General features: G+C 36.0%; 27 protein-coding genes and 2 tRNA genes. 16 read left to right on the forward strand and 13 right to left on the reverse strand.

Annotated elements, in window-relative coordinates:
- Positions 1-42 precede the first annotated feature (42 nt).
- Both ACWPWS_RS21670 and ACWPWS_RS21675 read left to right on the forward strand, forming a co-directional pair.
- Positions 43-780 (forward strand): glycine-rich domain-containing protein, encoded by a 738-nt coding sequence (locus ACWPWS_RS21670; RefSeq protein ID WP_454047875.1) that lies wholly within the window; start codon positions 43-45, stop codon positions 778-780.
- A gap of 13 nt (positions 781-793) precedes the next feature.
- Positions 794-1,144 (forward strand): hypothetical protein, encoded by a 351-nt coding sequence (locus ACWPWS_RS21675; protein WP_454047876.1) that lies wholly within the window; start codon positions 794-796, stop codon positions 1,142-1,144.
- 63 nt (positions 1,145-1,207) lie between these two features.
- Here the strand turns inward: ACWPWS_RS21675 and ACWPWS_RS21680 are convergent, their stop codons facing one another.
- Together ACWPWS_RS21680 and mnmA are read right to left on the reverse strand one after the other, a co-directional pair.
- Positions 1,208-1,414 (reverse strand): hypothetical protein, encoded by a 207-nt coding sequence (locus ACWPWS_RS21680; RefSeq protein ID WP_454047877.1) that lies wholly within the window; start codon positions 1,412-1,414, stop codon positions 1,208-1,210.
- Positions 1,415-1,540: 126 nt separating this feature from the next.
- On the reverse strand, positions 1,541-2,728 hold the full coding sequence (gene mnmA, locus ACWPWS_RS21685; protein WP_454047878.1) for a tRNA 2-thiouridine(34) synthase MnmA: 1,188 nt from the start codon (positions 2,726-2,728) through the stop codon (positions 1,541-1,543).
- Positions 2,729-2,917: 189 nt separating this feature from the next.
- On the opposite strand from mnmA, the gene ACWPWS_RS21690 reads away from it, so the two are divergent.
- Positions 2,918-3,445 (forward strand): hypothetical protein, encoded by a 528-nt coding sequence (locus ACWPWS_RS21690; RefSeq protein ID WP_105682951.1) that lies wholly within the window; start codon positions 2,918-2,920, stop codon positions 3,443-3,445.
- 98 nt (positions 3,446-3,543) lie between these two features.
- On the opposite strand, the gene ACWPWS_RS21695 is transcribed toward ACWPWS_RS21690, so the two are convergent.
- On the reverse strand, positions 3,544-6,078 hold the full coding sequence (locus ACWPWS_RS21695; protein ID WP_209786494.1) for an ATP-dependent Clp protease ATP-binding subunit: 2,535 nt from the start codon (positions 6,076-6,078) through the stop codon (positions 3,544-3,546).
- 152 nt (positions 6,079-6,230) lie between these two features.
- Between ACWPWS_RS21695 and ACWPWS_RS21700 the strand changes: the two genes are divergently transcribed.
- From ACWPWS_RS21700 to ACWPWS_RS21715, 4 genes are read left to right on the forward strand one after another with little or no spacing between them, the layout of a single operon-like run.
- Positions 6,231-6,455, forward strand: a complete 225-nt coding sequence (locus tag ACWPWS_RS21700; protein WP_105682952.1) for a uroporphyrinogen decarboxylase — start codon at positions 6,231-6,233, stop codon at positions 6,453-6,455.
- Positions 6,455-7,552 (forward strand): glycosyltransferase, encoded by a 1,098-nt coding sequence (locus tag ACWPWS_RS21705; protein ID WP_454047879.1) that lies wholly within the window; start codon positions 6,455-6,457, stop codon positions 7,550-7,552. Before ACWPWS_RS21700 ends, ACWPWS_RS21705 begins: the two co-directional genes overlap by 1 nt.
- 45 nt (positions 7,553-7,597) lie before the next feature.
- Positions 7,598-8,017 carry a SufE family protein gene (locus ACWPWS_RS21710; RefSeq protein WP_105682954.1) on the forward strand — a complete coding sequence of 140 codons (420 nt, stop codon included), beginning with the start codon at positions 7,598-7,600 and terminating at the stop codon, positions 8,015-8,017.
- Positions 8,018-8,067: 50 nt separating this feature from the next.
- Positions 8,068-8,991 carry a glycosyltransferase family 9 protein gene (locus ACWPWS_RS21715; RefSeq protein WP_408915153.1) on the forward strand — a complete coding sequence of 308 codons (924 nt, stop codon included), beginning with the start codon at positions 8,068-8,070 and terminating at the stop codon, positions 8,989-8,991.
- Here ACWPWS_RS21715 and ACWPWS_RS21720 read toward each other — a convergent pair.
- From ACWPWS_RS21720 to ACWPWS_RS21750, 7 genes are all read right to left on the reverse strand, one after another.
- On the reverse strand, positions 8,981-10,102 hold the full coding sequence (locus ACWPWS_RS21720) for a hypothetical protein (RefSeq protein ID WP_454047880.1): 1,122 nt from the start codon (positions 10,100-10,102) through the stop codon (positions 8,981-8,983). The genes ACWPWS_RS21715 and ACWPWS_RS21720 overlap by 11 nt on opposite strands.
- Positions 10,103-10,211: 109 nt before the next feature.
- Positions 10,212-10,718, reverse strand: a complete 507-nt coding sequence (locus ACWPWS_RS21725; protein WP_454047881.1) for a hypothetical protein — start codon at positions 10,716-10,718, stop codon at positions 10,212-10,214.
- 88 nt (positions 10,719-10,806) lie between these two features.
- The gene (locus ACWPWS_RS21730) at positions 10,807-11,307 is read right to left on the reverse strand and encodes a hypothetical protein (RefSeq protein WP_454047882.1); all 501 of its coding nucleotides are present in this window, start codon (positions 11,305-11,307) and stop codon (positions 10,807-10,809) included.
- A 1-nt stretch (position 11,308) separates the two neighbouring features.
- The gene (locus ACWPWS_RS21735) at positions 11,309-13,519 is read right to left on the reverse strand and encodes a cysteine peptidase family C39 domain-containing protein (protein ID WP_454047883.1); all 2,211 of its coding nucleotides are present in this window, start codon (positions 13,517-13,519) and stop codon (positions 11,309-11,311) included.
- 195 nt (positions 13,520-13,714) lie between these two features.
- Positions 13,715-13,789, reverse strand: a tRNA-Val gene (locus tag ACWPWS_RS21740).
- 33 nt (positions 13,790-13,822) lie between these two features.
- Positions 13,823-13,897: transfer RNA gene (locus ACWPWS_RS21745), tRNA-Val, on the reverse strand.
- Positions 13,898-13,939: 42 nt separating this feature from the next.
- Positions 13,940-15,184 carry a bifunctional folylpolyglutamate synthase/dihydrofolate synthase gene (locus ACWPWS_RS21750; protein WP_454047884.1) on the reverse strand — a complete coding sequence of 415 codons (1,245 nt, stop codon included), beginning with the start codon at positions 15,182-15,184 and terminating at the stop codon, positions 13,940-13,942.
- A gap of 182 nt (positions 15,185-15,366) precedes the next feature.
- Between ACWPWS_RS21750 and ACWPWS_RS21755 the strand changes: the two genes are divergently transcribed.
- From ACWPWS_RS21755 to ACWPWS_RS21775, 5 genes are read left to right on the forward strand one after another with little or no spacing between them, the layout of a single operon-like run.
- Complete coding sequence (locus ACWPWS_RS21755; protein ID WP_454047885.1) at positions 15,367-16,689, forward strand: TolC family protein; 1,323 nt, start codon at positions 15,367-15,369, stop codon at positions 16,687-16,689.
- A gap of 1 nt (position 16,690) precedes the next feature.
- The gene (locus ACWPWS_RS21760; protein WP_105682958.1) at positions 16,691-17,281 is read left to right on the forward strand and encodes a SprT-like domain-containing protein; all 591 of its coding nucleotides are present in this window, start codon (positions 16,691-16,693) and stop codon (positions 17,279-17,281) included.
- Positions 17,282-17,283: 2 nt separating this feature from the next.
- Positions 17,284-18,366: a mannose-1-phosphate guanylyltransferase gene (locus ACWPWS_RS21765; RefSeq protein ID WP_454047886.1), complete on the forward strand. Its 1,083-nt coding sequence runs from the start codon at positions 17,284-17,286 to the stop codon at positions 18,364-18,366.
- 32 nt (positions 18,367-18,398) lie between these two features.
- Positions 18,399-19,061 carry a hypothetical protein gene (locus tag ACWPWS_RS21770; protein WP_454047887.1) on the forward strand — a complete coding sequence of 221 codons (663 nt, stop codon included), beginning with the start codon at positions 18,399-18,401 and terminating at the stop codon, positions 19,059-19,061.
- Positions 19,030-19,563, forward strand: coding sequence for a GNAT family N-acetyltransferase (locus ACWPWS_RS21775; RefSeq protein WP_209786484.1), 534 nt, complete (start codon positions 19,030-19,032; stop codon positions 19,561-19,563). Before ACWPWS_RS21770 ends, ACWPWS_RS21775 begins: the two co-directional genes overlap by 32 nt.
- A 93-nt stretch (positions 19,564-19,656) precedes the next feature.
- On the opposite strand, the gene bcp is transcribed toward ACWPWS_RS21775, so the two are convergent.
- A complete protein-coding gene (bcp, locus tag ACWPWS_RS21780; protein ID WP_105682961.1) occupies positions 19,657-20,106 on the reverse strand; it encodes a thioredoxin-dependent thiol peroxidase in 450 nt (149 codons plus the stop codon).
- Positions 20,107-20,139: 33 nt separating this feature from the next.
- Here bcp and ACWPWS_RS21785 point away from each other — a divergent pair, with 33 nt between their 5' ends.
- The gene (locus ACWPWS_RS21785; protein WP_454047888.1) at positions 20,140-20,760 is read left to right on the forward strand and encodes an endonuclease III domain-containing protein; all 621 of its coding nucleotides are present in this window, start codon (positions 20,140-20,142) and stop codon (positions 20,758-20,760) included.
- Positions 20,761-20,942: 182 nt separating this feature from the next.
- Here the strand turns inward: ACWPWS_RS21785 and ACWPWS_RS21790 are convergent, their stop codons facing one another.
- Both ACWPWS_RS21790 and ACWPWS_RS21795 read right to left on the reverse strand, forming a co-directional pair.
- On the reverse strand, positions 20,943-21,389 hold the full coding sequence (locus ACWPWS_RS21790) for a DinB family protein (protein WP_454047889.1): 447 nt from the start codon (positions 21,387-21,389) through the stop codon (positions 20,943-20,945).
- Positions 21,390-21,492: 103 nt separating this feature from the next.
- A complete protein-coding gene (locus ACWPWS_RS21795; RefSeq protein WP_309511832.1) occupies positions 21,493-23,289 on the reverse strand; it encodes a DUF885 domain-containing protein in 1,797 nt (598 codons plus the stop codon).
- Positions 23,290-23,458: 169 nt separating this feature from the next.
- Between ACWPWS_RS21795 and ACWPWS_RS21800 the strand changes: the two genes are divergently transcribed.
- From ACWPWS_RS21800 to ACWPWS_RS21810, 3 genes are all read left to right on the forward strand, one after another.
- The gene (locus ACWPWS_RS21800) at positions 23,459-23,920 is read left to right on the forward strand and encodes a hypothetical protein (protein ID WP_209786478.1); all 462 of its coding nucleotides are present in this window, start codon (positions 23,459-23,461) and stop codon (positions 23,918-23,920) included.
- Positions 23,921-24,094: 174 nt separating this feature from the next.
- Complete coding sequence (locus ACWPWS_RS21805) at positions 24,095-24,799, forward strand: MotA/TolQ/ExbB proton channel family protein (RefSeq protein ID WP_077413278.1); 705 nt, start codon at positions 24,095-24,097, stop codon at positions 24,797-24,799.
- An 11-nt stretch (positions 24,800-24,810) separates the two neighbouring features.
- Positions 24,811-25,209 (forward strand): ExbD/TolR family protein, encoded by a 399-nt coding sequence (locus ACWPWS_RS21810; RefSeq protein ID WP_209786476.1) that lies wholly within the window; start codon positions 24,811-24,813, stop codon positions 25,207-25,209.
- Position 25,210: the final 1 nt, after the last annotated feature.

Raw genomic sequence — 25,210 nt, forward strand, 5'->3', positions numbered from 1 at the left:
TTAAAATCCATTGATATTTGAATAGAAACAAAAAACAAAACAATGGAAACAAAAATGATATTAAAAGACGAAATCCTTTGGAAACGGATACAGGAGTTTTCTCTGGATGCTCCCGGTGTTGATTTTCCCTTCTCAAAAAAACTGGCAAAAGAAGAACGCTGGAGCCTTAATTTTGCCCATAAGGCGATTGAAGAATATAAAAAGTTTGTGTATCTCTGTTGTATTCTTCCCCATGGAGCTTCTCCCAGCAAGATAGTAGATAAAGTATGGCATATGCATCTGATTTACACCCAGAATTATTGGGAGGAGTTTTGTCCCCATATTCTAAAAAGACCACTTCATCATCATCCTTCCAAAGGAGGAAATAGTGAGAAAGAAAAACATCAGAACTGGTTTCAGGATACATTGGTAAACTACCGGGAAGTATTTAAACAGGAAGCTCCTGAAGAAATCTGGAAAGAACTGAAAGAAAGATCCAGACTGCAGTCCTGGATAAAAAAGATGGCTTTTTTTGCTCCGATCTTTATTGTACTGCTTTTATTCTCCTGTACGGAAGGAGAAGGATTTACCGGATTTCTTGTTACAGGAGTTGTATTTGGAATTATTTTCATTCTGGGAACAATCGTATCTGTCATAGGAAATAATGAAGTCTCTGATCCTAACAGAAAAGATAAACCAAACAATGACGGAGGAAGTTGTGGTGGTTCAAGCTGTAGCGGAGGTGGTGGTTGTGGCGGAGGCTGCGGGGGTTGTGGCGGATGTGGTGGCTGCGGAGGATAAAAAACTAATCATTATGAAAAAGATCATTATTCATACCGTACCGGTTGTAATAAGTGTTGTATGGCTTGTAGGAGTACATCAGACATTTAATCCGGTTATTCTTAAAGGACCAGACTTTCTGAATTTCTATTTAATCCTGGTTATTGGGTTCTATGCTTCGGTTTTCTGTTTACGTTCTTTGAATGAAATGATTTCAAGAACGACCCTTTATTTTGCAGGACTGATTGTCCTATTGGGAATCATCAAACTGATAAGAGGAGTGATGTTGGAAAAACCCATTGGATTTTTAGTTATGATTTTAATAGCAGAAATTATTGTTACATTGATTTTTATGTTGAATCATGTCAATAAAAAGATGAAGTAATACTTCTGTATAAAAAGAAACCCGAAACAAAAATGTTCCGGGCTTTATTATGTGTTGTTGATATTAAATATCTTTCTTTTTTTCCACGGGCTGATAGTCATATTTTCGAACCATAACGGAAGTCAGGACTACTAAAATAAGACTGATCGCAATATTCGAGTTTTCCGGATGTACAATTGCCTGATAGAAATTATAGCCAAAAACTGCAGATACAATAGCGATCAGAATATTGTTTACGTAAGCATACTGGTTTTTTGTAGATGTTTTCATAGTAATTTTATTGTTATTTACTTAGTAAGTAAGACAACTTAGAAAACGTTACAGAAAAATTTTAAAAAAATTCCAGAATCTTCAAATCAATAATTCTATAATCCCGAAACACAAACCTCGGATCCCTTACGCAATCACACCACTTCCGATAAGCTCCTCATCAATATACCATGAAGCAAACTGTCCTTCCGCAATTGCAGACTGAAGTTCATCAAACTCCATATACAATGCATTTTCAAACTGATATAGCGTTGCTTTCTGCAAAGCCTGTCTGTATCGGAATCTGGCCATTACTTCCATAGATTCTCCATTCTGAAGCTTCATATCTTCACGAACCCAATGCAGCTCAGAATTATCTATTTTCAGTGCTTTTTTGTGGAGACCAGGGAAGTGACTTCCTTCTCCCACGAAAATGATATTGTTTTCCATCTCTCTGGAGATGATAAAACAGCTTTCTTTGTGTCCGCCTATTCCAAGGCCACGGCTTTGTCCGATGGTGAAAAACTGGGCTCCCTGATGTTTCCCGATTACTTTTCCGTCAGATTTTTTGTAATTGATTTTTCTTGATAAAAACTCAAGTTCTTCTTCTTTAGATGAGAATTCAGGTTTTTCTTCAGAAAAGAGAGGTGAATCTTTGAAAATTTCTACAATTTCACCTTCGTTGGGTTTTAATTGCTGTTGTAAAAATTGTGGCAGGCTTACTTTTCCGATAAAACATAATCCCTGAGAATCTTTTTTATCTGCTGTTACCAGCCCGATTTCTTTTGCAATCTCTCTTACCTGAGGCTTTGTAAGTTCTCCGATAGGAAATAACGCTTTTGAAAGCTGGTCCTGGCTTAGCTGACACAGGAAATAAGACTGGTCTTTATTATTATCTTTTCCAGCCAGAAGATGGAAAATTTCTTTACCATTCTCATCAAAAGTGGAATTTACCCTGGCATAATGTCCTGTTGCAACCTTATCTGCGCCCAAAGACATTGCCGTTTTCATAAACACATCGAATTTTACTTCTCTGTTACACAATACATCAGGGTTGGGAGTTCTGCCTTTTTCGTATTCGGCAAACATATAGTCAACAATGCGCTCCTTGTAAAGTTCACTCATGTCTATCACCTGGAAAGGAATTCCAAGCTTTTGGGCTACCATAAGGGCATCATTACTGTCCTCAATCCAGGGACATTCATCTTCTAATGTTACGGAAGCATCGTTCCAGTTTCTCATGAATAAAGCCACTACTTCATGGCCCTGCTGCTGCAGCAAATAAGCTGTAACACTAGAATCTACACCTCCGGAGAGGCCTACTACTATTTTCATTGTATTTCAATTTTACGAAACTCTTAACGGGAGTTCTTAGTTTGATGCGGCAAAAATACGATTAATAAAGTCGTAAAAAAACCATAATTTTAAACATTGATAAAAACGATATTAATCGTGATCACCATCTTCCGCACTGATAACAAGTGAAGGGAAGATAAAAATCATCAAAATATAAAATATCTAGATATGAAAAAGTTTATTATTTCTATGATGCTGATAGGTTCAGGATCAGTATTTTCCCAGGTTTCAGTAGGTGCACCGGTACAGGAAAACAGCAAATGGACTTTCGGAGGAGGAATTGGAGTAGGTTTCGGAAGTAACAGTGCTTTTAATTTATCGGCTTCACCCAGAGTAGGTTACAGGCTTACCAATGATCTAGAAGGCGGAGTTGTTGGAAGTGTTTCGTGGCAGACTTCTGATTATTATAAATCAACGATGTTCGGAGTAGGTCCTTTTGTCAATTATTATTTTGCCAGATCATTTTATGTGGGAGCCAACTATCAACATTATTTTGTTGACTATAAAGATAAGTACTATGATTATAAATACAATACAGAAGAAAATGCATTGTATGTTGGAGGAGGATATATGCAGAGAATCGGGAATAACTCCTTTATGCAGCTGGGGCTGATGTATAATGTGCTTTGGAAGCAGAATTCCAGTGTGTTTTCCAGTGGCTTGATCCCGAATATCGGTTTTGTGGTGGGACTTTAATGTTTGATTTATCAATAGAAACGGGCTTTAGCCAAAACGTATAAAAACAAAAATCCCCGGGAAACTTCCCGGGGATTTTCTATTTGAAATTAAATTATTTATGATTGAGAAGACTTCTCTGCGGATTTTTTAGCTTTTTGCGTTTTTCCGATCAATCCGTCTTTTGCTTCATTAAGGTCAAGAACTACGGTTTCTCCTTCATTCAATTGCTTGTTTACCAGCATTTCTGCCAATAAGTCTTCAATATATTTCTGGATGGCACGTTTCAATGGTCTTGCCCCGAAATCTTTATCCCATCCTTTTTCAGAAATAAAGTCTTTCGCTTCTTCAGTAAGATCAACTTTATATCCTAATTTTTCAAGTCTGCCATAAAGCTTGTTCAGTTCAATATCAATAATTTTCTTGATATCATCCTGTACAAGAGAGTTGAAGATTACAATATCATCAATTCTGTTTAAGAATTCTGGAGCAAATGCTTTTTTAAGTGCACTTTCAATGGTACTTCTCGCTCTTGAATCTGAAGTTGTTTTCTTCGCAGAAGTTCCGAATCCTACACCGTCTCCAAAGTCTTTAAGATCTCTGGTTCCGATGTTTGAGGTAAGAATAATGATGGTATTTCTAAAGTCAATTTTTCTTCCTAAACTGTCAGTAACGTGTCCTTCATCCAAAATCTGTAACAGAATATTGAATACATCAGGGTGAGCTTTTTCAATCTCATCCAAAAGAACCACAGCATAAGGCTTTCTTCTTACTGCTTCTGTCAGCTGACCACCTTCTTCGTATCCTACGTATCCCGGAGGCGCACCTACCAATCTTGAAACAGCAAATTTCTCCATGTATTCACTCATGTCTATTCTGATCAGAGATTCATCTGATTCAAATAGTTCTCTTGCCATTACTTTCGCCAGCTCTGTTTTACCAACTCCGGTTGTTCCAAGGAAAATAAAGGTACCGATTGGACGGTTAGGATCTTTAAGACCTGCTCTGTTTCTTTGAATGGCTTTCACTACTTTTTTCACAGCATCTTCCTGACCAATCACTTTTCCGTTCAGTTTCTCATCCATTTGGGCAAGTTTGTCAAGCTCGTTCTTACCAACTTTCGTTACCGGAACACCGCTCATCATAGAAACTACTTCCGCTACATTTTCTTCCGTTACGGTTTCTTTTTTCTCTTTTACATCCTTATCCCATTTTTCCTGAGCAGCATTCAGTTCCATTTGAAGACGTTCCTCTTCATCTTTCAGCTTTCTTGCTTCAAGGTAATCCTGTGCTTTTACCGCTTTCTGTTTCAGTTCTTTGATGTCTTCGATTTTCTTTTCAAAATCAATGATTTCAGTAGGAACTTTCATATTCTTGATATAAACACGAGATCCTGCTTCATCCATGGCATCGATAGCTTTGTCTGGTAAGAAACGGTCTGTAATATATCTTGAAGTCAAATTGACACAGGCCAAAATAGCTTCAGGAGTATAGATTACATTGTGATGTTCTTCATATTTATCTTTGATCTGATTCAAAATCTGAACAGTCTCATCAATAGAAGTAGGCTCCACCATTACTTTCTGGAATCTTCTTTCTAAAGCCCCGTCTTTTTCAATATACTGACGGTACTCATCCAGAGTTGTTGCCCCGATGCATTGAATTTCGCCTCTTGCTAAAGCCGGCTTGAACATATTGGAAGCATCTAAACTTCCTGTAGAACTTCCTGCTCCTACAATGGTATGAAGCTCATCAATAAATAAGATGACATCTCTGTTTTTCTCCAGTTCCGTCATGATGGCCTTCATTCTTTCTTCAAACTGACCACGGTATTTAGTTCCGGCAACTAAACTTGCCAGGTCTAAAGTGATCACACGTTTTCCGTAAAGAACTCTCGACACTTTTTTCTGTTGAATTCTTAGGGCTAAACCTTCAGCAATGGCCGATTTACCAACTCCCGGCTCCCCGATAAGAAGAGGGTTGTTTTTCTTTCTACGTGATAAGATCTGAGAAACTCTCTCAATTTCTTTTTCACGCCCAATCACTGGGTCCAGTTTTCCATCTCTGGCCAAAGAAGTAAGGTCTCTACCAAAGTTATCCAATGTAGGCGTTTTACTTTTTGCAGACCCTAGATTTCCTGTAGGCTTTCTCATTTGCTCAAATTCTTCTCTCTCATCATCATCATCGTAAGCACTCATTTGTGGTGCCTGCCCTGAATTTTTAAGCATAGTCTGGTATTCTCTTGAAACTCCTTCGTAGTCGATGTCATAAGCTCCCAGAATATTTGAAGTAGGGTCCTCATATTTATAAAGAATACCTAAAAGCAGGTGAACGGTATTAATTTCATTGCTTTTATATTGTCGGCATTCTAACTCTGCACGTTTAATAGCATGATCTGCCATTTTAGTGAAAGAAATATTGGTAACCTCCTCAGAAATAGGATTAAGACTTGCTGTATTTAGAGTTTCAATTTTTCTTCTGATTTGTGTTAAATCCGCATTAAGGTTTTGAAGGATTTCTTTTGCAGAGTTTTCCGTTTTTATAATACCTAAAAGTAGATGTTCTGTATTAAGAAATTCACTTTTCAGCCGTTTAGCTTCGCTTTTGCTTTGTTTGAACACCTGGCTCAAACCTTGTGAAAACTTATAATCCATAATATATCTCATTAGAACAAAGGCAACATTACCTTTTATTCATTATCTAAATTACAAATATTTTACCAAAAATCAATTAATGACTTTATGGCAGTAAAAAATTTTATTATCTTATTGAAAATGATTAAGTTTGTTATCCTTAAAAATCTCTCATGACCCCTGAAATTACTACTTACATCGGATATTCCGCTTCAGTTTTTATCGTGCTGAGTTTCATACTGAAAGATGTAAGAAAAATTAGAATTGTCAACATGATTGGCTGTTTTTGTTTTGTCATTTATGGCTTTTTTAGTGGGCCGTTATGGCCGGTTATCATTCCAAACGGGTTGATTTGTTTCATTCAGATCTATCATTTAATACTAGGAAAGAAAGGTTGATGAGGAAAAAAATAATTACGTCGGCTTTTAGTAATCTGTATACCGACCAGCGGATAGAAAAAGTGTGTAAAACCCTTTTTGATAATGGTTATTCCATAGATCTGATCGGTAATGACTGGGGTGGAAATGAAAAAATGGAGCGCCCTTATCCTTTTTCCAGAATTGAGTTGAAATCTAAAAGCCTGAAGACTGCTTATTTTGAGTTCAACTGGAAATTATATAAAGAACTGAAAAAAAAAGCGGACAAAGATACCATCCTTCATGCCAATGATATAGATGCACTTCTGCCAAATTATCTCATTGCCAAAAAACTGAACATCCCGCTCGTCTTTGACAGTCATGAAATTTTCACGGAAATGCCTTCAGTTCAAAACCGATTTTCTCAGAAATTCTGGAGAGTGCTTGAAAGAAAACTGGTTCCTCACATGGAATTGATGATGACAGAAAGTGAAAGCTATGCCGAATGGTTTCATGAACAATATAATGTCAATCCGGTAGTAGTCCGAAATATTCCCAGAAAAATCCTTTCTGTTCCCGAAATTCCGGACAACCATCCTAAAATTATTTTATATCAGGGAGCCATCAATCAGTCCAGAGGAATTGAAAAAATGATTGTGGCCATGCATCATATTGAAGATGCTGTTCTGAAAATTGCAGGTGACGGGCCGAAGAAAAAAGAATATGAAGAGCTTGTTATTCAGGAGAAACTGCAGGATAAAGTATTTTTTCTGGGTAAACTGAAACCTGAAAACCTCAGGGAAATAACCAAAACTGCTGATGCAGGATTTAGCCTTGAAGAAAACAATGGGGTAAGCTACTATTATTCACTTCCTAATAAAGTTTGTGACTATATCCAGTCTAGAGTACCGCTTGTCATGATTAATTTCCCGGAGATGCAAAGGATAAAAAATCAATTTGATGTGGGAGAGGTTATTCCGGATCACAAACCTGAAACCATTGAGAAAGCAATTAATCTTATTCTTCAAAGAGGAAGAGGGTATTATCAGGATGAATTGAATAAGGCTGCAGATGTTTTTTGCTGGGAGAATGAAGAAACAAAAATCCTACAACTTTTTGAAAAAGCATCCAGTAAATAATTTTTACAAAATTGGTTATCTTTGCAAAAGAAATTTGATTTAAAAATGACCATTAAAGAAAAACAGCAGGAAATAATAGACGAATTCGCTTTTCTTGACGATTGGGAGCAAAAGTATGAGTATATCATTGATCTTGGAAAAGAACTGAAAGGCTTACCGGAAGATAGGAAAACAGAAGAAAATCTGATTAAAGGCTGCCAGAGCAAAGTTTGGATCGATGCTGAATTTAAAGAAGGGAAACTTTTCTTTAATGCAGATTCTGATGGTATTTTACCCAAAGGTATTGTTTCTCTTTTGGTAAGTATTTACAGTGGGCATTCCACTCAGGAAATTTTAGATTCTGATTTCGATTTTATTGCAGAAATAGGACTGCAGGAGTTTCTTTCGCCGTCCAGAGCCAACGGACTGATGGCGATGACAAAGCAGATCAAGTTTTATGCAGTTGCTTATCAACTGAAATCATAGCCGTGACAAAAATTTTAGCATATCGTTTTTCCGCATTTGGAGATGTTGCGATGACTGTGCCTGTTTTCAGAGAATTTCTGGAGCAGAACCCCGGTGTGGAAATTATTATGGTTTCCAGAAAAAATTTTGAGGCGCTGTTTGCGGGAGTTCCTAATGTAACTTTTAAGGGAATTGATCTGGATGATTACAAAGGTCTTTTTGGATTGAGGAAACTTAGCAATGAACTGATCCGTGAATTTAATCCGGATTGTATTGCTAACCTTCATGATGTAATCCGCACGAAGATTTTAGACAGAATATACAGAAGAAAAGGACTTAAGGTTTTTAAAATAAACAAAGGTAAAGAGGAGAAAGAGCACCTTACGGATGTCTGGAACCTGGAAAAAGTGCAACTGAAAAAAACAGTGGAACGCTATGCTGATGTTTTTCGTGAAATGGGTTTTAAAGTTGAACTTTCCCATACATTAAGACCTTTTTCTGTACACAAGTCAGGAATCGGCTTTGCTCCTTTTGCACAGCATAAAGGAAAAATGCTGCCTCTGGAGAAATCCTATGAACTGGTCAGAATTCTTGCCCGGAAACATACCATATATTTCTTTGGGGGTGGGAAAAAGGAGACAGAAACTCTGGAAAAATGGGAACGTGAGATTCCTAATACCAAAAACCTCTCCGGAAAATTAAATCTTACGGAAGAACTCAATCAAATTTCTCAGCTGGAATTAATGATTTCCATGGATTCTGCAAATATGCATCTTGCAAGTCTTGTAGGAACAAGATGTGTGTCTATTTGGGGAGCTACCCATCCTTATGCCGGATTTTTAGGGTTCGGACAAAGTGAAGAAGATGTTGTTCAGGTAAAAGACCTTAGCTGCAGGCCATGTTCCGTTTTTGGAGATAAAGAATGTTACAGAGGCGACTGGGCTTGTCTTGAGGAGTTTGATATCCAGAAAGTGGTAGACAGGGTTAATTTTTAAAAATAATCTTAATAATCTCTTCAGCTTTAGCTTTATCAGAGTGGGTTTCTTCCAAGATTTCCTTTCTTTTTTCCATGTTAAGATAATCTTTTTCAGCAGAGGAGATAATTTGTTGGCGAATTTCGTTCATATTGCGTCCAAACAGGCATAAATTCATCAAAACAGGATCGTCTGTAATATTTCCGTTAATAATAACAAAACGGCTGTTGTAAAGCGTATTAAACAGCTTCACTTTTGTTCCTGAATTCTGATAAGAAATCAGAATATTGGCCTGAGCGTTTTCCAGAAGCTGATGAAGATTTTCTGTCGTTTGAATAGGGGTGAGGCTGATATTTTCAACTGCTGAAATTCTCTTTTTAATATCTTCACTGGCACGGTCGGAAGCAACCATTAATTTGTATTGTGGGAGCGTTTTAAACAAATCAATAGTCTCTATCAGCGCTCTTTTGTTATCCGCAGTGGTGAGATCTCCATGAAAAAGAAAATATTTCCCTCTTTTATCCAGTTGCTTTACCGATTGATTCCCGTGGAATAGGTGAATCAGCTGAGCATTTTCTGAATATGCTTCTACCTCGTTATATTCCTTTTCAGACAGGCAGAATGCCGTTTCAAATTTCTTTAAAAGCTTTTTCTGATATCCTTTATATTTCAAAGATTCAATGCTGTAAACAATCTTTTTAAAGATGTTTTTTTCAGAGAGAGAAAGCCCTTTATAATATTCTGTTTCGTTGTTGTGATGGCGAAGGTAAAGTTGATGTTTTTTATCCTTTAGCTGTCTTATAATACGAGTGGTCTGCAAGCCCTCAAACAATATAGGGGCTTTGATCTTTTCAAGATTTTTAAGGAGAGCTTCAGAATCTCTTATGGAAGCTGCAAAAGGAATCCCAGAGAAATAAAGGAACGGATTCTTTTTCTTTTTGTAAAAAAATACATGTTCTGTTATCTCTTTAACTTCTGTATCGACCTTTAAAGGAATCTGGTCTATAAAACAGTGAAGGTGGATTTTTATTCCTAAATCAGATAAAGCCCTGATCTTATAATATACATCAATAATACCACCATATGAAGGAGGGTAGGGATAATTGAATGATATGATATGGAGTTCCTTCACGTCAGGTGAAATTCAAATGCAGGCAAAGGTAAATAAATATTAAATATAAGGAAAAGTGGAGGGGGAGATTTTCTGTTATTTTTAAGTTTAAAATCTATTAATTGTAGTATTACTTTAAGATTTTATATGAAGTATAGTCCTTGATAGTTTTTAGCTCATAAAATTCTTGTTTATCAGCATCTATAATCCTGATATTGTCTAAAGGAACATTTTGACAGTGAATAAAACTAATGAACTGCCCAGCATTGAACTTTCCTTTAACTATAATATCAAATCCTTTTTCCGTTTCTAAAGAACTATACCATTCCCATCTTCTGATATCTTTATCAAGAAAATTATCAACACTTGAATGGACTCTATATAAAAGTTCATCGTATTTGTAGTCATCATCACTTAATTGTTTTAGCTTGTTTACAATTCCCTGTGGTAGTAGTTGCTCCCACTTAGGGTCTTCATCACTTAAGTTCTTGTTTTTTAAGATTGTTAAAACAGCATTCTTAAAGTTGTCTAATACTTCTTTTGAGTGAGCTACATTTCTCACCCTAACAATCTGATATCCTTTTAAAGGTTTCTCTCCTTTTGTATTATATTGTATGTTTCCCTGTTCTGTCATCATTTGTTTTTTTAAGTTAAAATATCTAATAATCAAAAACCATTCTCTACTATAATTCAAGAATGGTTCTGTTTAGAAATATTTAGTTAGTCTACTTTAAGATTTTATATGAAGTATAGTCCTTGATAGTTTTTAGCTCATAAAATTCTTGTTTATCAGCATCTATAATCCTGATATTGTCTAAAGGAACATTTTGACAATGGATGAAACTGATGAATTGCCAAGCATTAAATTTGCCTTTTACAATAATATCAAATCCTTTCTCTGTTTCCAAAGAACTATACCATTCCCATTTTTTTATATCTTGGAAGTTATAGATAGTCATATCTATATCATCTAATAGTTCATCATATTTATAATCATCATCATTTAGCTGCTTAATTTTACTTACAATTCCTTTTGGTAGTAGCTCCTCCCATTTTGGATCTTCATAATGAAGGGTTTTATTTTTTAAGAATGTTAGTACTGCGTTTTTGAAATTATCTAAAACCTCTTTAGCATTGGCTACATTTCTCACCCTAACAATCTGATATCCTTTTAAAGGTTTTTCTCCTTTTGTGTTATATTGTATGTTTCCTGATTCTGTCATCATTTTATTTTTTAATAATTACTGCTTTTTTATTGAATATATTTTTTAGGTCATCTATTTTCATAGAGTAAGAAGCTCCCTGATTCATAGGTAAAGGATCACGCAAAAACACTTGCCCACCCTCAACTTTTTCCAGTACTATTGCATGTCCTTTAAATTCTTCTGTACCTATACTGATTATAGCCTTATCGCCATCCTCTAATTTTTCCAATAGCTTATGCAAAGTTATTTTACTTTCAGTAATAGTTGTCACTTCATCCAAATAACTATTATATAATGCATCTTGAATATCTAAAATAGAAGCACCATTTTTATCTGTGTTCAAAGCACTGGCAAGATACTCTTCGCTTTTAATAATACCTTTGTCATCCAATACCATTCTTAAAGAAGTGGAAGCACAGGTATAATCTGTAGACTGTCCAAAGACTTTAGCTTTACTTATCCATCTTTCTATTTTAATTCCAGCATTTTCAGCAAAAGACTTGGTTGCATCACCACCTCCTTTTTGAAGTTTTCTTCCTTTGATTATTACTTCCTCTATATCATGGATTTCATCAGCAAGTTCCTCTGCTTTAGCACCATTTTTAGCCCCTTGTAATAATTCTTCAATGAATCTGGTAAAGCCAGCAAACCCTTTAGCACAAGCCTTTCCAAATCTAATAATAAATCTTGAAAGAAAAGCCAGTAAATCAGTAATTCCCAATGTTGCTACAGAAACAGTTTCCCTTGCAAGAACCTTTAGTAAACTTGCAGCTTTCTGGACATAAGTAGCTCCTTTTACCACATTTCCTGCACCCTCTGTAAAAATCAAAAGTAGAATATTAATGAGCAGCTCAAAGGCAAAAATGCCTATATAAAAAGCTACTGTATAACGAGAAATATTCCCAAAATACTCTTTCATTTTATCCAGTATTCCATCCATATCAGATTGAGAAATGCTTCCACTGGCTTTGAATAGGTCTTTAATTCCCTGCAGGAACTTAGGAACATTCTCTGCTACCCAATCCAGTACATCTTCTGCTTTTTCCATTAAATCTCTTCGTTCAAGATACTGCTGATAGGAGAAAGCAATTGTAGGCTGTAAAAGAAACTCTAAAATATACAGCAAACATTGGATAAGACTAATTAGCCCACTATTAACACCGCAATAGAAAGCATTGGCTAGTTTAAGGATTTCTACTCCTTGTTTAGCTATCTCACTAATAGCATCAGCTAAATCGGTAAGAAAGGACTTAATATTATTAATGACACCTGTAATTTTGTTAATCAGCTTTTTGAAGGCATCAGGAAGATGTTCTATAGAAGCATCCTCAACTTTATTTGCTGCCTGCTTCACCATTGACCAAACTTTTGAAAAAGCAACATCATCTCCCTGAATAAAAGGATTATCTCCTAAGTTCTCAAAGAACTGTGCAGCCTTGTTTATATTAACAGGAACTGCAACACCTCCAATAATAGGAACCAATGGCGAATAGTTTTTAGAATCAGGATTATAATTTTTCTCTGTAGGCTTGAATACTTCTAGCTTTTCTGCACACCAGCCAATAGCATCAGCAGGAATAGATGTGATATTTCCTATAATCTCTTCAAACCTTCTGTCTCCTGTATAAAACTGATATTCCCTCATTAAAGCCTGATGAACAAGAGTAGCATCTATTTTATCTTTCTCAAAAGTATAAGCCAACTGTGTCAGATAGGCAGCTTCATCTTCCATAGAAGTGATATTCCTGAAAAACTGGCCATTTACATTGGAAGGTAATGGTTCTGGAAACCTCTTGAAGAGTTGTACAAAGTAATCTCCCATCTTGGCAATATAAAAATCACCAGAAAAGTTTGATTTGTTGGGATTAGGTTTTTCGTAAAATAGAAATAACGCCTGCTTCTTTCTGGCATTGGCCTGATAGCTTCCATATACCTGAGATCCGGTTTCACAAGAAAGAACTTCCGCATAATACTCATATCCCTTTTCTCCTTTCTCATTTACCCCTGTTGAAGAAAAGATAGATACAGGATTGTCTGTGAGATAAGAATAGCCTAAAGGTGTATTTCTATAATCATGGAAAGGACTTCTGTAATCTGGAGAGTTGTCTTTATTAATTATATGGTCACCTAAAGCATTTTTATCCCCTACAAATCCCTTGTTTAAATCTTCTATGGAAATAACTTTAAATTCAGAGAGGTCATCACTCCACTCATCATCAAACTGTTTTTTCATACGCTGTGTTTTAGTAATTAATATTTTGTTTTAATGTTACTAAAGCAAAGCTATTCCTTGCCAACGCCAGAAATTGACGTGTAATATTTTATTATTTATCTGATAAGGATGAAAAAGCGTAAATAGATTTTTAGATAATGGAGAAGTGGTAAGGATAAAATAAAAAAATCTCCCAGAAATCTGAGAGATTTTTTGTGGGTCCTGAGGGATTCGAACCCCCGACCCTCTGGGTGTAAACCAGATGCTCTGAACCAACTGAGCTAAGAACCCGAATTTTTTTGAAAGGTTTCGTTTCCTTTTCTGTGGGTCCTGAGGGATTCGAACCCCCGACCCTCTGGGTGTAAACCAGATGCTCTGAACCAACTGAGCTAAGAACCCTCTAGACTTGTTCTCTTGTTTAGAGTGGTGCAAATATACGACTTATTCCTTAATCTCCAAATTTTTTTCTAAAAAATCTCCCACTACAAAGTTGCTTCCGCCAATAAAAATTATTTCTTCATTTGTACATTGTTCTTTTGCAGATAGATACGCGTCCTGTACGGAATCAAAAATTTTATAAAAAATTTTCGCCTCCTGAAGCAGATTTTCATAATCTTCCGGATGTCTTCCTCTGTTGATGGATGGTTTTGCAAAATAGAACTCAGAATTTTCAGGAAGTAATTTCATCACATCATCTATTTTTTTGTCATTTACAAACCCCAAAATGACATGCTTATGTCTGTTAATTGAATTTAATTGTGAAAAAACATACTCCAAACCTGCCTGATTGTGTCCCGTATCACAAATTGTAAGCGGATTTTTTGAAAATTCAAACCAACGGCCAATAAATCCTGTATTCTGATGGACATGAAGCAGGCCGTTTTCAAGAGATTCTTCTGATATATGTACATTAAGTTTCCTTAATTCTTCTACTGCAGCCAGGACAACTCTGATATTCTTTTGCTGATAATTCCCCTTCAAATCTGATTCCAGAGTAGTACCAATAAGAGTAGCATCTATAAATGGAGCATTTTCTTTCACTGCTTTCTCTCTGATGATATTTTTCACTGTTTCATTTTCATCACCGGAAATAACAGGAATATTGTTTTTAATAATTCCGGCTTTCTCCATGGCAATTTCTTCAATGGTGTCTCCAAGAATATTCTGATGATCCAGCTGAACATTCGTGATCGCAGAAATCAAGGGCTTAATAATGTTTGTAGAATCCAGTCTTCCGCCCAATCCGACTTCAATAATTGCAAAATCTACTTTCTGCTGGTAAAAGTATTCAAAAGCCATAATCGTGGTGAACTCAAAAAATGAAGGACGAATATCTTCCGGAAGTGTTCTCAGCTTTTGAATAAACTCAAAGACAAATTCTTTATTACAGTTCTTTCCATTCACTTTAATACGCTCTGTAAAGTCTATAAGGTGTGGAGAGTTGTATAATCCTGTTTTATAACCGGCTTCCTGAAGTACAGATGCAAGCATGTTGCTTGAAGAACCTTTTCCGTTCGTACCTCCGATATGGATGCATTTGATCTTATCCTGGGGATTTCCAAAGAAAGCACACAGCTTTGTAATGTTGTCTAATCCTGGTTTATAAGCCTTCTGTCCATCTATCTGATAGTTGGGCATCTGTACGAAAAGCCAGTCAATAGCTTCCTGATATTGTTCATTTGTCATGGTACAAAATTCCCAAAAGTTTTTTTAAAATAAAATATAATTTTTCAATCTGTAACTTTTTTATATTTAATTCGTCTAATATTGAAAAATCTTAATATGAAATCGCTGTGATTTACCAGTTACAAGACTGATGAAGATAACAAGATTCCATATGACCATTAAAAACAAATAAACATATACATATGAAAAAAGTTTGGATCATCGTTTTTGGATTAGGTTATCTGGGTTTAAGCGCTCAGAAGAAATGGTCCTTAAAAGAATGTGTAAGCTATGCAGTGGAGCATAATCTTCAGGTTATCCAAAATCAGTATAACAAACAAAACCAGGAATACAATCTTAAAGCAGCTCAAAAAGAATATTTACCTTCAGTAACAGGGAGTATGACGACTGGGGTGAGTTTCGGGCAAGGATCATTAGGAGCCGGAAGCTTTAGAAACGATAGATTCAATAACAGTGTTGGTCTGGGCGCCGATATTTTGGTTTATAATAATGGGAGGTTAGAGAAGAATGTAAGAAAAGCTCAGTTTGATGTTGAAGCAAGCCAATATGATATTGAAACCATTAAAAATGATATTTCTCTTCAGATCGCTCAACAATATCTGACTGTCTTGTTGAATAAAGAGATTGTTAAAATCTCTCAGAGTGCTGTAGGAAATGCTCAGAAACAGTTTGACAGAGCTAAAATTACAACTCAGGTTGGAACAACGGCACAGACGGTTTTAGCAGAGGCAGAAGCAGCATTGGCAAGAGAAAAACAAAATCTTAAAACAGCAGAAGTGAATGTTGGCCGTGCTTTATTCGCTATCGTTCAACTTCTACAACTGTCAGATTATAAGGGTTTTGATGTGGAAGACGTAAATATTTCAGAAAAGCTTGATTTACAGCTTGCTAATGTAGATGAGGTATTGGCAACCGCGTACGAGATACAACCTCAGATAAAAGCAGCCGAAAGCCGTATAAGATCTGCCGAAGCACAAACTGAGGTAAGCAAAACAGCATTCTGGCCTACATTAACGGCGAGCGCTGGTCTTAACACTTTCTATAACAGACAATTTGATCCTATGCCAGGTACTGTGCAGGGAAATTTTTTTGAACAATATAAAGATCAGTTTGGACAAAATGTAGGATTGTCACTAAATATTCCTATCTTCAATAAAGGGAAAACAAAATTACAGGTAGAACAGTCTAAAGTAAACGAAAGTATAGCCAAGAATACCTTAGAACAGCAGAAACAGACGGTAAGACAGAATGTACAGAAGGCTCAGTTTGATGCTGATGCCAATTATGAAACCTATCTGGCTGCAGTAGAAGCAGAAAAAAGTTCCAAACTGGCACTTGATTTTGCGGATAAAAGTTATACCGCAGGAAGAACCACCATTTATGATGTAAATGTGGCGAGAAATAATTATGCAAATGCACAGGGATCAGTAGCGCAGGCAAAATATAATTATCTTTTTAGTCTTAAACTATTGAATTTCTATGCAGGAATTCCATTAAGTTTGTAAAATGCCAATTCAATCATTAGAAAAATATTTACCTCAAAATACACTTGAATATTTAAAAATCTGGTTTTCAGATTATTATATACATATAAAGGTTACGAGAAACCGAAATTCAAAACTGGGAGATTACAGAAAACTTCCGGATAATTCTCATGAAATTACAGTAAATTCTACACTTACCCCACAGCTTTTTTTCTTTGTGCTGACTCATGAGCTGGCACATTTGATCGCTTTCGAAAAGTATGGCCGTAAAATTTCTCCACATGGTAACGAATGGAAAGAAACTTTCAGAAATATGCTTATGGAAAGCCTTGAAATTTATGATGAAGAACTAAAACCTATCATCATAAAATTTTCAAAATCACCCAAAGCCAATTTCATGGCAAGTCCTGATCTGGTAAGATATTTCCATACTGAGAAACAGGATGATACTCTTCATTTTATTGAACAACTTCAAAAGGGAGAATTTTTTATCTATCGCAACGAAAAGTATTTATTGGAAGGTCTGGTTAAAAAAAACTATCTTTGTAAGAACCTGGCTACTGGAAGGAAGTATTCTTTCAAACCTTTAGCGAGGGTAGAAAAATGTAGCTAAGAATGTTAAAATCAGATAGATACTGTGTTATAATGGCGGGTGGAATCGGGAGTCGGTTCTGGCCTATGAGTACGCAGAAATTTCCAAAACAGTTTCAGGATATTTTAGGAACAGGGCGCACCATGATTCAGCAGACCTATGACCGAATCAGCAAGGTAATTCCTAAAGAACAGATATTCGTAATTACGAATAAAGAGTATGTTTCTGTTTCTCATCAGCAGCTTCCGGAGATTCCTGAAGAGAATATTGTGGGGGAGCCGCTTATGAAGAATACAGCAGCCTGTAATCTGTATATGGCCAACAAGATTGCTGAGATCAATCCGGATGCTACGATGATTGTATTACCGGCAGACCACCTGATTCTTAAAGAGGATGTTTTTCTGGAAAAAGTGGAACTGGCATTTGAGGTTGCTTCAAAGCATGATTATCTTGTAACATTAGGTATTACGCCCACAAGGCCTGATACCGGCTATGGCTATATTCAGTTTGTAGAAAAAAAGGGATCCGAATATTTCAAAGTGAAAACGTTCACAGAAAAACCTATCCTTGAAATTGCCCAAAGCTTCTTGGAAAGTGGTGATTTCCTTTGGAATGCAGGGATTTTTGTATGGAATGTGAAAAGCATTCACCACGCTTTTGATCTTTATCTGCCTGAGATGATGCAGCACTTTATGGCTTGCGAATACAATTCAGAAAAAGAAAACAGCTGTATTGAAACCATTTATCCAAAGGTTCAGAAGATCTCCATTGATAATGGGATTTTAGAAAAGGCAAAGAATGTTTACGTAATTCCTTCAGATTTAGGATGGAGTGATCTTGGTACGTGGACCTCTGTATATGAAAATACGGAAAAAGATAAGAACGGAAATGCCGTGAAAATTAAGCATTTACTTTCTTACAACTCAAAAGGAAATATCATCCGTTTAAAGAATAATAACAAGGCAGTGATTATTGATGGCCTTGAAAACTACATTGTTGTAGATACTGATAAAGCGCTTCTTATCTGCCCGCGAGATAATGATCAGCTTATTAAAGATTATGTCCTTGACTTAAAAAACTTTAAGAAAGGCGAGAAGTTTATGTAATATTTGGTATATTTTCTGCTGATTTTTAAATTATGATTAAAACTGCAACCCGATTTACAATTCTTACATTTTTACTTTTGGGAGTCTTAGGATTTTCTCAGGAGAAGAAAAAATTTTCAAGCATTCCTGCCGTTTTACAGCAGATCAACCCAGGCAATAAGGTAGACTCATGGGTGTTGATATACAACAGCTATGGGAAAGGTGAGGAAATAAAGATTTCGGGTAAGGTAAATTATACTCCTCAATTCTCAGGATTCAATCTTTTTCCTAGTGAAGACAGCTTTTACTATATTGCTTATGCAGAAGGAGGTAAGGTAAATTATGTTACCAATCTTGAAGATCTTAAGAAGTTTGTAGGCAGAATTGATAATGCTCAGGAAGCAGCAGTAGTATTGGGTGCTGACGGATATATGGTAGATGAAGAGTTCAAGGACCTCGCAGGAAACTATCATGAAGATCAATCGAATTATTATCTTGATCTTGGAAAACTGACCTCAAAGGAATGCCCCTATCAGAAAACGCATTATACGGTAACAGTAAATAAATCCACAGGAGCTGTAAGCAATGTAAAGGACAATGGAACTTATATTGAACTTTATAATAAAAAATGTGCTAATAACCCGAGACTTTTAAAAATCGAAAAAAAAGAAGAACCAAAGAAAGATGAGCTCAAAAAAACATCCAAGCGCAAATAATACCTATGAGACTGAACGATTAATCCTTCGCCCTATGTCTCGTGAAGACAGAGATTTTGTCTTTGAACTTTATAACAGACCCAAATTTATTCAACATATCGGCAACCGTAATGTTAATTCCATTGAAGATGCCGAAAACTATATCCTAAACAGATTTGCTCCCCAGATTGAAAGACTGGGATTCGGAAACTATCTTTTAGTAACCAAAGACGGAAATGAAAAAGTAGGAGCAGTAGGAATCTTTGAAAGAGAAGGACTTGATATTGTAGATATCGGATATTCTCTATTGGAAGAATTTGAAGGCAAAGGATATGCTTTTGAAGCCGCTCATAAGGTTAAATCTATTGGGATGGATGATTTTGGCTTAACAAAAATATCCGCAATCATTTCAAAAGATAATGTTTCTTCCCAAAAACTGATCGAAAAATTGGGATTAAAATTCAAAAAGCATGTTACACTTCCCGGTGAAACAGAAGAATTAAATTACTACGAAACAGAATAATAAAGGCAAAAAAAGATACTTTCACAAATAACACAGTGGTATAAATCGTGTTATTTGTGAAAGTATTTGTGATATTTGTGTTTCAAAAAAGAATTATCCTTCCAGAATCTGCTCAGCAGCAGTCTTTGAGGTCACTTTTTCAATCACTCTAGTACAAACCCCATTTTCATCAAAAATAAAAGTGGTTCTTACAATTCCCATATACGTTTTTCCGAACGTTTTTTTCTCCTGCCATACCCCAAATTTTTCGATGATGTCACGGTTTTCATCTGCAATAAGATCATAAGGGAAAGCAAATTTACTATGGAAATTCTTCTGCTTCTTTACAGTATCACCACTTATTCCCAATAACTGAAATCCAGCCTTTTCAAGCTTTGTATAATTATCACTCAGGTTGCAGGCTTCCACTGTACAGGTCGGCGTATTGGCTTGCGGATAGAAGAAAACTACCAGTTTTTTTCCAACTAATTTTGATGAGGTTACTGTTTCTCCGTCTTGATTGAATCCTTCAAATTCAGGTAATTTATCTCCAACTTTCAGCATAATGATTTAATTTTGTTCAAATTTAAGGCTTACATGACAAAAAAACAAAGAGCTGAGCTCGTTCAGATAGAACTGGATAAATTATATCCTACAACGCCAATTCCGTTAGATCACACTGATCCCTATACATTGATGGTGGCCGTAGCACTTTCTGCACAGACTACGGATAAGAAAGTCAACCAGGTTACACCAGATCTTTTTGCCGTTGCTGGAACGCCTCAAAGAATGGCCAAGCTGGAAGAATTTGAAATCAAAGAACTCATCAAAGAAATAGGATTGTCCAATACAAAGGCTAAAAATCTGAAAAAAATGGCGGAACTTCTGTTGGAAAGACATAACGGTATTGTTCCTCAGACTTACGAAGAACTGGAAGCACTTCCGGGAGTAGGACATAAGACTGCCTCAGTTGTAATGAGCCAGGGATTTGGATTTCCTGCCTTCCCTGTGGATACCCACATTCACCGTCTGATGACCCAGTGGAAGCTTACCTCCGGAAAAAATGTAGTGGAAACAGAGCGTGATGCCAAGAATTTATTCCCTGAAGAAGTATGGAATAAACTTCACCTTCAGATCATTTTTTATGGAAGAGAATATTCTCCGGCAAGAGGAAAAGGAGAGAAGGATTTTATTACGAAAATGATGTTTGAGAAATAATTCATTGAGCTTAGCACTATGCCCGAAAGGATTTTATAAAAAATTACGTTGAAATAGCTCGCAAAGGCACTTCGTTTAGCAAAGGCAATATTTCCCTTGCTGAGTGAAACGTCCTGCGAACGAAAAATAAAACGCAACAATTACTTTGTGATCGTTGCGTTATTTTAATTTTTATTGATGGATTAAATGTCCAATAATCTTCTGTGGTAATTAATCTGTCCCAAATGATAATCCAGATGAGCAACCAGATGAATAAGAAAGTAATCTGTGGTCATAGAGCTTTCAAAAACAACAAGGGGATATTCTTTTTTAAGATCTTCTTCAGACAACTGTGGCAGAACAGAATCTATCATAGCAATTGTAGCTTCAACCTTTTCAATGAGCTCGGCTCTTGAAACATCTTTTAAGGAAAATTCAAGTTCACGGTGTCTGACATATCCTGTGTTTCCTAGCTGCGCTCCTATAAAGTGATTGATATTTCCTACTAAATGAAGACAAAGGTTACCTGCGGAATTGGCAATACTTTTATCAGTTTTCCAAAGATTTTCTTCATTTTGATAAGCTTCTATCTCTGTTTTTAATTTATTTAAATCTCTGTTGAAAAGAGATCTGATGCTTTCTGTGATCATTGAGGTTTTATTTTTTTATTCAAATTTACTGAATAGAGTGATTAAAAATGAAAAGGGTACTGTTTTTTGTGCAGCACCCTTACAATCTTTATGAGCAAAGATGTTATTTTTGTTTTTGAGCCCAAAGCTCCATTTTTCTGTTCAGAACATCTAAAGGAAGACATCCTTGACTTAATACTTCATCATGGAAGCTGGCCAGATTGAATTTATTTCCAAGTTCTTTCTGATACTTTTCTCTTAGCTCACGGATTCTTAATGAACCTATTTTATAGCCTAAAGCCTGTCCCGGCATAGCCATATATCTTTCCACTTCTGCTGTAGCAGATCCTTCGTCGTAAGAAATGTTGCTTAAGAAGTATTTAATCGCTTCTTCGCGTGACATTTTTCCGGTATGAAGTCCTGTATCTACTACCAGTCGTACTGCTCTCAGCATCTGATCGCTCAGGTAGCCCATTTTCTGGTAAGGATCTGTGTATAAACCGAACTCAGGGCCTAATGTTTCACAATAATGTGCCCATCCTTCACCATAAGCGCCAAACCATCCAAATCTCATGAATTTAGGAAGCTTTGTATTCTCCTGTTGCAAAGAAACCTGATAGTGATGTCCTGGAATAGCCTCGTGAAGGAAAAGAGATTCCATTCCTGAGGTAACATTGAATTTAGTAGGATCCGGAAGTGGAACATAAAAAATTCCAGCCCTTTTTCCATCTGGAGTTCCCGGCATATATTCTGCGCTCGCACTTGCTTCCCTGAATTTCTCCGTCTGTCTGATCTCAAACTTTGTTTTTGGAGTTACATTGAACATCGTTTTCAGTTTCGGAGTAATCTTCGTCAGAATACCGTTGAAGGCATTTAAAACTTCCTTAGAGGTTTTATAAGGCATTGCCTTTGGATCTGTTTTCACAAAAGTGATAAACTCTTCCAGAGTTCCGGTGAAACCTACCTGTTGTTTTACTTTTTCCATTTCTGCACGAAGCATTGCAACCTGTTGAAGCCCAATTTTATTGATCTCTTCAGGAGATTTTTTGGTGGTAGTCCAGCTCTTTACATAATAGTTGTAGATCTCATTTCCATTAGGAAGGCTGTTGTATCCGTCGGTATCTCTTGCTTTTGGAAGATATTCTTTTTCTAAAAAGATTCCCATTTTGGTATAGGCAGGAATAATTTTTTTCGAAATAGCGTCTTTATAAAGTGTTGAGAATTTATCTTTCTGTGCCTGGGTGAAACTTTTAGGGAAGTTTTTAATAGGTCCGTAGAAAATATTCTTTTCCATATCAGACGTTATAATTTCTTCGGCCTTCATCTGAGGAATCATTTTGATAACCAGTTTTTTAGGCAATACAATCTTATTGTTGATTCCCTCACGGAAGTTGTCTGTTGCAGCATTCATCCACTCCGGGAATTTTTCCATTCTTTTCAGCCAGTCACTGTAGTCCTTTTCTGTTTTAAAAGGCTGATTCCCCTGTCCGCTTCCATACAGAGGGAAAGTTAGCGGGAGCCCTCCAAATTGAGTAAAAGGAATATATTCCGGATGATAGGCATAAGCTTCTGTTTTATCTTTTAAAGTATAATCCAACACATCATATACTACTTTATCTTCATCAGAAAGAGTTTTATAATCTACATGTTCCAGTTGTTTCTGCACAGAATTGTAGAATGCTATTTCTCCTGAGATAAAATCTTTATCAATGTTAATAGGAAGCTGGTCATTATATCTTGTATCTCCTTGTGCTGTAGCATCTAAAGGGTAAAGCTTAAGATACTGCTCATAATAGTTTGAAGCGATAGAATCCAGGTTGCTGGGAGTCACTTTTGTAAGAGGAGAGTCCGATTTTTTGCAGGATGCAAGACCGATGATCAATCCTAATCCCAGAATACTTTTTGATATAATGTTTTTCATTTTCAGAATCTTTATGAAAGCAAAAGTAAGTATTATTGGGTTATGCAGACTTATGGTCTGTATTGATTTTAAAAAATTATTTTCAAAATCCTTTTAACTTTGAATCAATTTTTTATCTTTGTCTAAAACGTTTAACAATCATATTATTACAGTTCTTTTTTAAGAAAAAATGAAAGGGATTTTAAAAATTTACCATCCGGAGGAAACGCTAAAATACAATATCAGAAATACTTATTGTAAGGCCGTTTACAGCAACCAGCAACATTTTTTAGAGGTTGAAGTGATTACAGATGATAGTTTGGATCACGTGGATGATGATTCACTACAGTACAATTTTCCGCAGCTTTCACTTGAAGTTTTCGATTTTCCTATTGAATCGGCGGAAATCGAAGGGAAAACAATCAAAATCAATGACTCTGATGAGGAAACCTACACAGAAGTAGATCTTTTCGATGACGAAGATGCCTATATCTATGATAATGAGCTTCTTTTTGAGAGAAATGAAGAAGGGGAGCTTCAGGTCATCTGGAAAGGAACCATTGATGATTTCTATACCGGGTCAGATACTCCAATTCCATTTAGATTAAAATGCGAGTTCAGACAAGATGATATTGTGGTAGACGAAGACTAGCAACAGCTTCTATACTTTTTGACACCGAATTTCTTTTCAAAATTATTTTTGGAAAGGAATTTGCTGTTTATAAAATTGTAACAAAATTTAAGTTGTTTTTAAGCAATTTTTAAGAGTTCAATTCATAATATTCTCCTACATTTGTCGTTGAAAATTTAATAAAATTCACATTTAATGCTGTTAACGGAACTTTCTCAGATTTTATTTGCACAAATCGCCACTCCTGCAGTTGCTGCAGACAACTTAGAGTTCTCTTTCTGGAAAATTATGTTCCATGGAGGAGCTTTCGCTAAAATAGTGATGGTCACTGTATTACTGTTGGGAATATTTTCTCTATACCTGTTTTTTGAGAGATTTTTCTTTATTAAAAGATTAACTTCAAAAACGGATTCCAACTTCATGAACAATATTGAAGACTTTATTAAAGCTGGAAAAATAGAGGCCGCTGCAGATTACTGCAAAACCCAAAACTCTCCGGAAGGAAGAATTTTAGAAAAAGGAATTTCAAGATTGGGGCGTCCTGTTTCTGATATTGTAAGTGCTATGGAAGCACAAGCTCAGGTAGAGGTGGCAAATATGGAGAAAAACCTGAACCTTTTGGCTGTAGTACCGAGTATTGCACCTATGTTGGGACTATTAGGTACGGTAATCGGGATGATTATTGCTTTCTTCAACTTATCTCATGCAACAGGATCTTTCTCACCGAAAACACTTTCAGAAGGTATTTATACCGCTTTGGGACAAACGGCTGTAGGTTTGGCAGTTGCTATTCCTGCTAACTTCTGTTATAATATCCTTTTAACAAGGATTGATAAGTTTGTGTTGAAAGCGCAGAATATGTCAGGAGAATTCTTAGACCTTATCAATAAACCTTTATAAATTTTCTTACGATGAAAATTCAGAGAAGAAATAAAGCGAATCCGGAATTCAGTTTAGCAGCGATGACAGACGTTATCCTGTTGATGCTGATTTTCTTTATGATTACCTCTTCTGCCGCTAATCAAAGCGCAATTGATGTAAATCTGCCGAAAGCCGGAGCTGTTGAAGACAATATACCTAATCCTTTAACGGTAAGTATTAAACCGGATGGTTCATTCTTTGTAGATGATAATCCTGTGAATAAAGGAGAACTGGAGAAGATTATTGTAGATAAGCTAGCCAGCCAGACCAATAAATCGTTTACGATCAGAGCGGATGAAAACACGCTGCATAAAGATGTGGTTTTTGTAATGGAAGTTGCTGAAAAACATAAATTTAACATTGCCATTGCAACGGTTAAAGATAAATAAC

The sequence above is a fragment of the Chryseobacterium sp. Marseille-Q8038 genome (genome assembly GCF_965111995.1).

Excerpts from the sequence above, each read along its gene's own strand:
- ACWPWS_RS21810 (WP_209786476.1), top strand. The coding sequence starts at position 24,811 with ATGAAAATTCAGAGAAGAAATAAAGCGAATCCGGAATTCAGTTTAGCA.
- ACWPWS_RS21680 (WP_454047877.1), bottom strand. The coding sequence starts at position 1,414 with ATGAAAACATCTACAAAAAACCAGTATGCTTACGTAAACAATATTCTG.
- ACWPWS_RS21765 (WP_454047886.1), top strand. The coding sequence starts at position 17,284 with ATGTTAAAATCAGATAGATACTGTGTTATAATGGCGGGTGGAATCGGG.
- ACWPWS_RS21770 (WP_454047887.1), top strand. The coding sequence starts at position 18,399 with ATGATTAAAACTGCAACCCGATTTACAATTCTTACATTTTTACTTTTG.
- ACWPWS_RS21695 (WP_209786494.1), bottom strand. The coding sequence starts at position 6,078 with ATGGATTATAAGTTTTCACAAGGTTTGAGCCAGGTGTTCAAACAAAGC.
- ACWPWS_RS21670 (WP_454047875.1), top strand. The coding sequence starts at position 43 with ATGGAAACAAAAATGATATTAAAAGACGAAATCCTTTGGAAACGGATA.
- ACWPWS_RS21750 (WP_454047884.1), bottom strand. The coding sequence starts at position 15,184 with ATGACAAATGAACAATATCAGGAAGCTATTGACTGGCTTTTCGTACAG.
- mnmA (WP_454047878.1), bottom strand. The coding sequence starts at position 2,728 with ATGAAAATAGTAGTAGGCCTCTCCGGAGGTGTAGATTCTAGTGTTACA.
- ACWPWS_RS21785 (WP_454047888.1), top strand. The coding sequence starts at position 20,140 with ATGACAAAAAAACAAAGAGCTGAGCTCGTTCAGATAGAACTGGATAAA.
- ACWPWS_RS21710 (WP_105682954.1), top strand. The coding sequence starts at position 7,598 with ATGACCATTAAAGAAAAACAGCAGGAAATAATAGACGAATTCGCTTTT.
- ACWPWS_RS21705 (WP_454047879.1), top strand. The coding sequence starts at position 6,455 with ATGAGGAAAAAAATAATTACGTCGGCTTTTAGTAATCTGTATACCGAC.
- ACWPWS_RS21700 (WP_105682952.1), top strand. The coding sequence starts at position 6,231 with ATGACCCCTGAAATTACTACTTACATCGGATATTCCGCTTCAGTTTTT.
- ACWPWS_RS21715 (WP_408915153.1), top strand. The coding sequence starts at position 8,068 with ATGACTGTGCCTGTTTTCAGAGAATTTCTGGAGCAGAACCCCGGTGTG.
- ACWPWS_RS21800 (WP_209786478.1), top strand. The coding sequence starts at position 23,459 with ATGAAAGGGATTTTAAAAATTTACCATCCGGAGGAAACGCTAAAATAC.
- ACWPWS_RS21760 (WP_105682958.1), top strand. The coding sequence starts at position 16,691 with ATGCCAATTCAATCATTAGAAAAATATTTACCTCAAAATACACTTGAA.
- ACWPWS_RS21775 (WP_209786484.1), top strand. The coding sequence starts at position 19,030 with ATGAGCTCAAAAAAACATCCAAGCGCAAATAATACCTATGAGACTGAA.
- ACWPWS_RS21690 (WP_105682951.1), top strand. The coding sequence starts at position 2,918 with ATGAAAAAGTTTATTATTTCTATGATGCTGATAGGTTCAGGATCAGTA.
- ACWPWS_RS21675 (WP_454047876.1), top strand. The coding sequence starts at position 794 with ATGAAAAAGATCATTATTCATACCGTACCGGTTGTAATAAGTGTTGTA.
- ACWPWS_RS21725 (WP_454047881.1), bottom strand. The coding sequence starts at position 10,718 with ATGATGACAGAACAGGGAAACATACAATATAATACAAAAGGAGAGAAA.
- ACWPWS_RS21730 (WP_454047882.1), bottom strand. The coding sequence starts at position 11,307 with ATGATGACAGAATCAGGAAACATACAATATAACACAAAAGGAGAAAAA.
- ACWPWS_RS21795 (WP_309511832.1), bottom strand. The coding sequence starts at position 23,289 with ATGAAAAACATTATATCAAAAAGTATTCTGGGATTAGGATTGATCATC.
- ACWPWS_RS21735 (WP_454047883.1), bottom strand. The coding sequence starts at position 13,519 with ATGAAAAAACAGTTTGATGATGAGTGGAGTGATGACCTCTCTGAATTT.
- ACWPWS_RS21790 (WP_454047889.1), bottom strand. The coding sequence starts at position 21,389 with ATGATCACAGAAAGCATCAGATCTCTTTTCAACAGAGATTTAAATAAA.
- ACWPWS_RS21755 (WP_454047885.1), top strand. The coding sequence starts at position 15,367 with ATGAAAAAAGTTTGGATCATCGTTTTTGGATTAGGTTATCTGGGTTTA.
- bcp (WP_105682961.1), bottom strand. The coding sequence starts at position 20,106 with ATGCTGAAAGTTGGAGATAAATTACCTGAATTTGAAGGATTCAATCAA.
- ACWPWS_RS21805 (WP_077413278.1), top strand. The coding sequence starts at position 24,095 with ATGCTGTTAACGGAACTTTCTCAGATTTTATTTGCACAAATCGCCACT.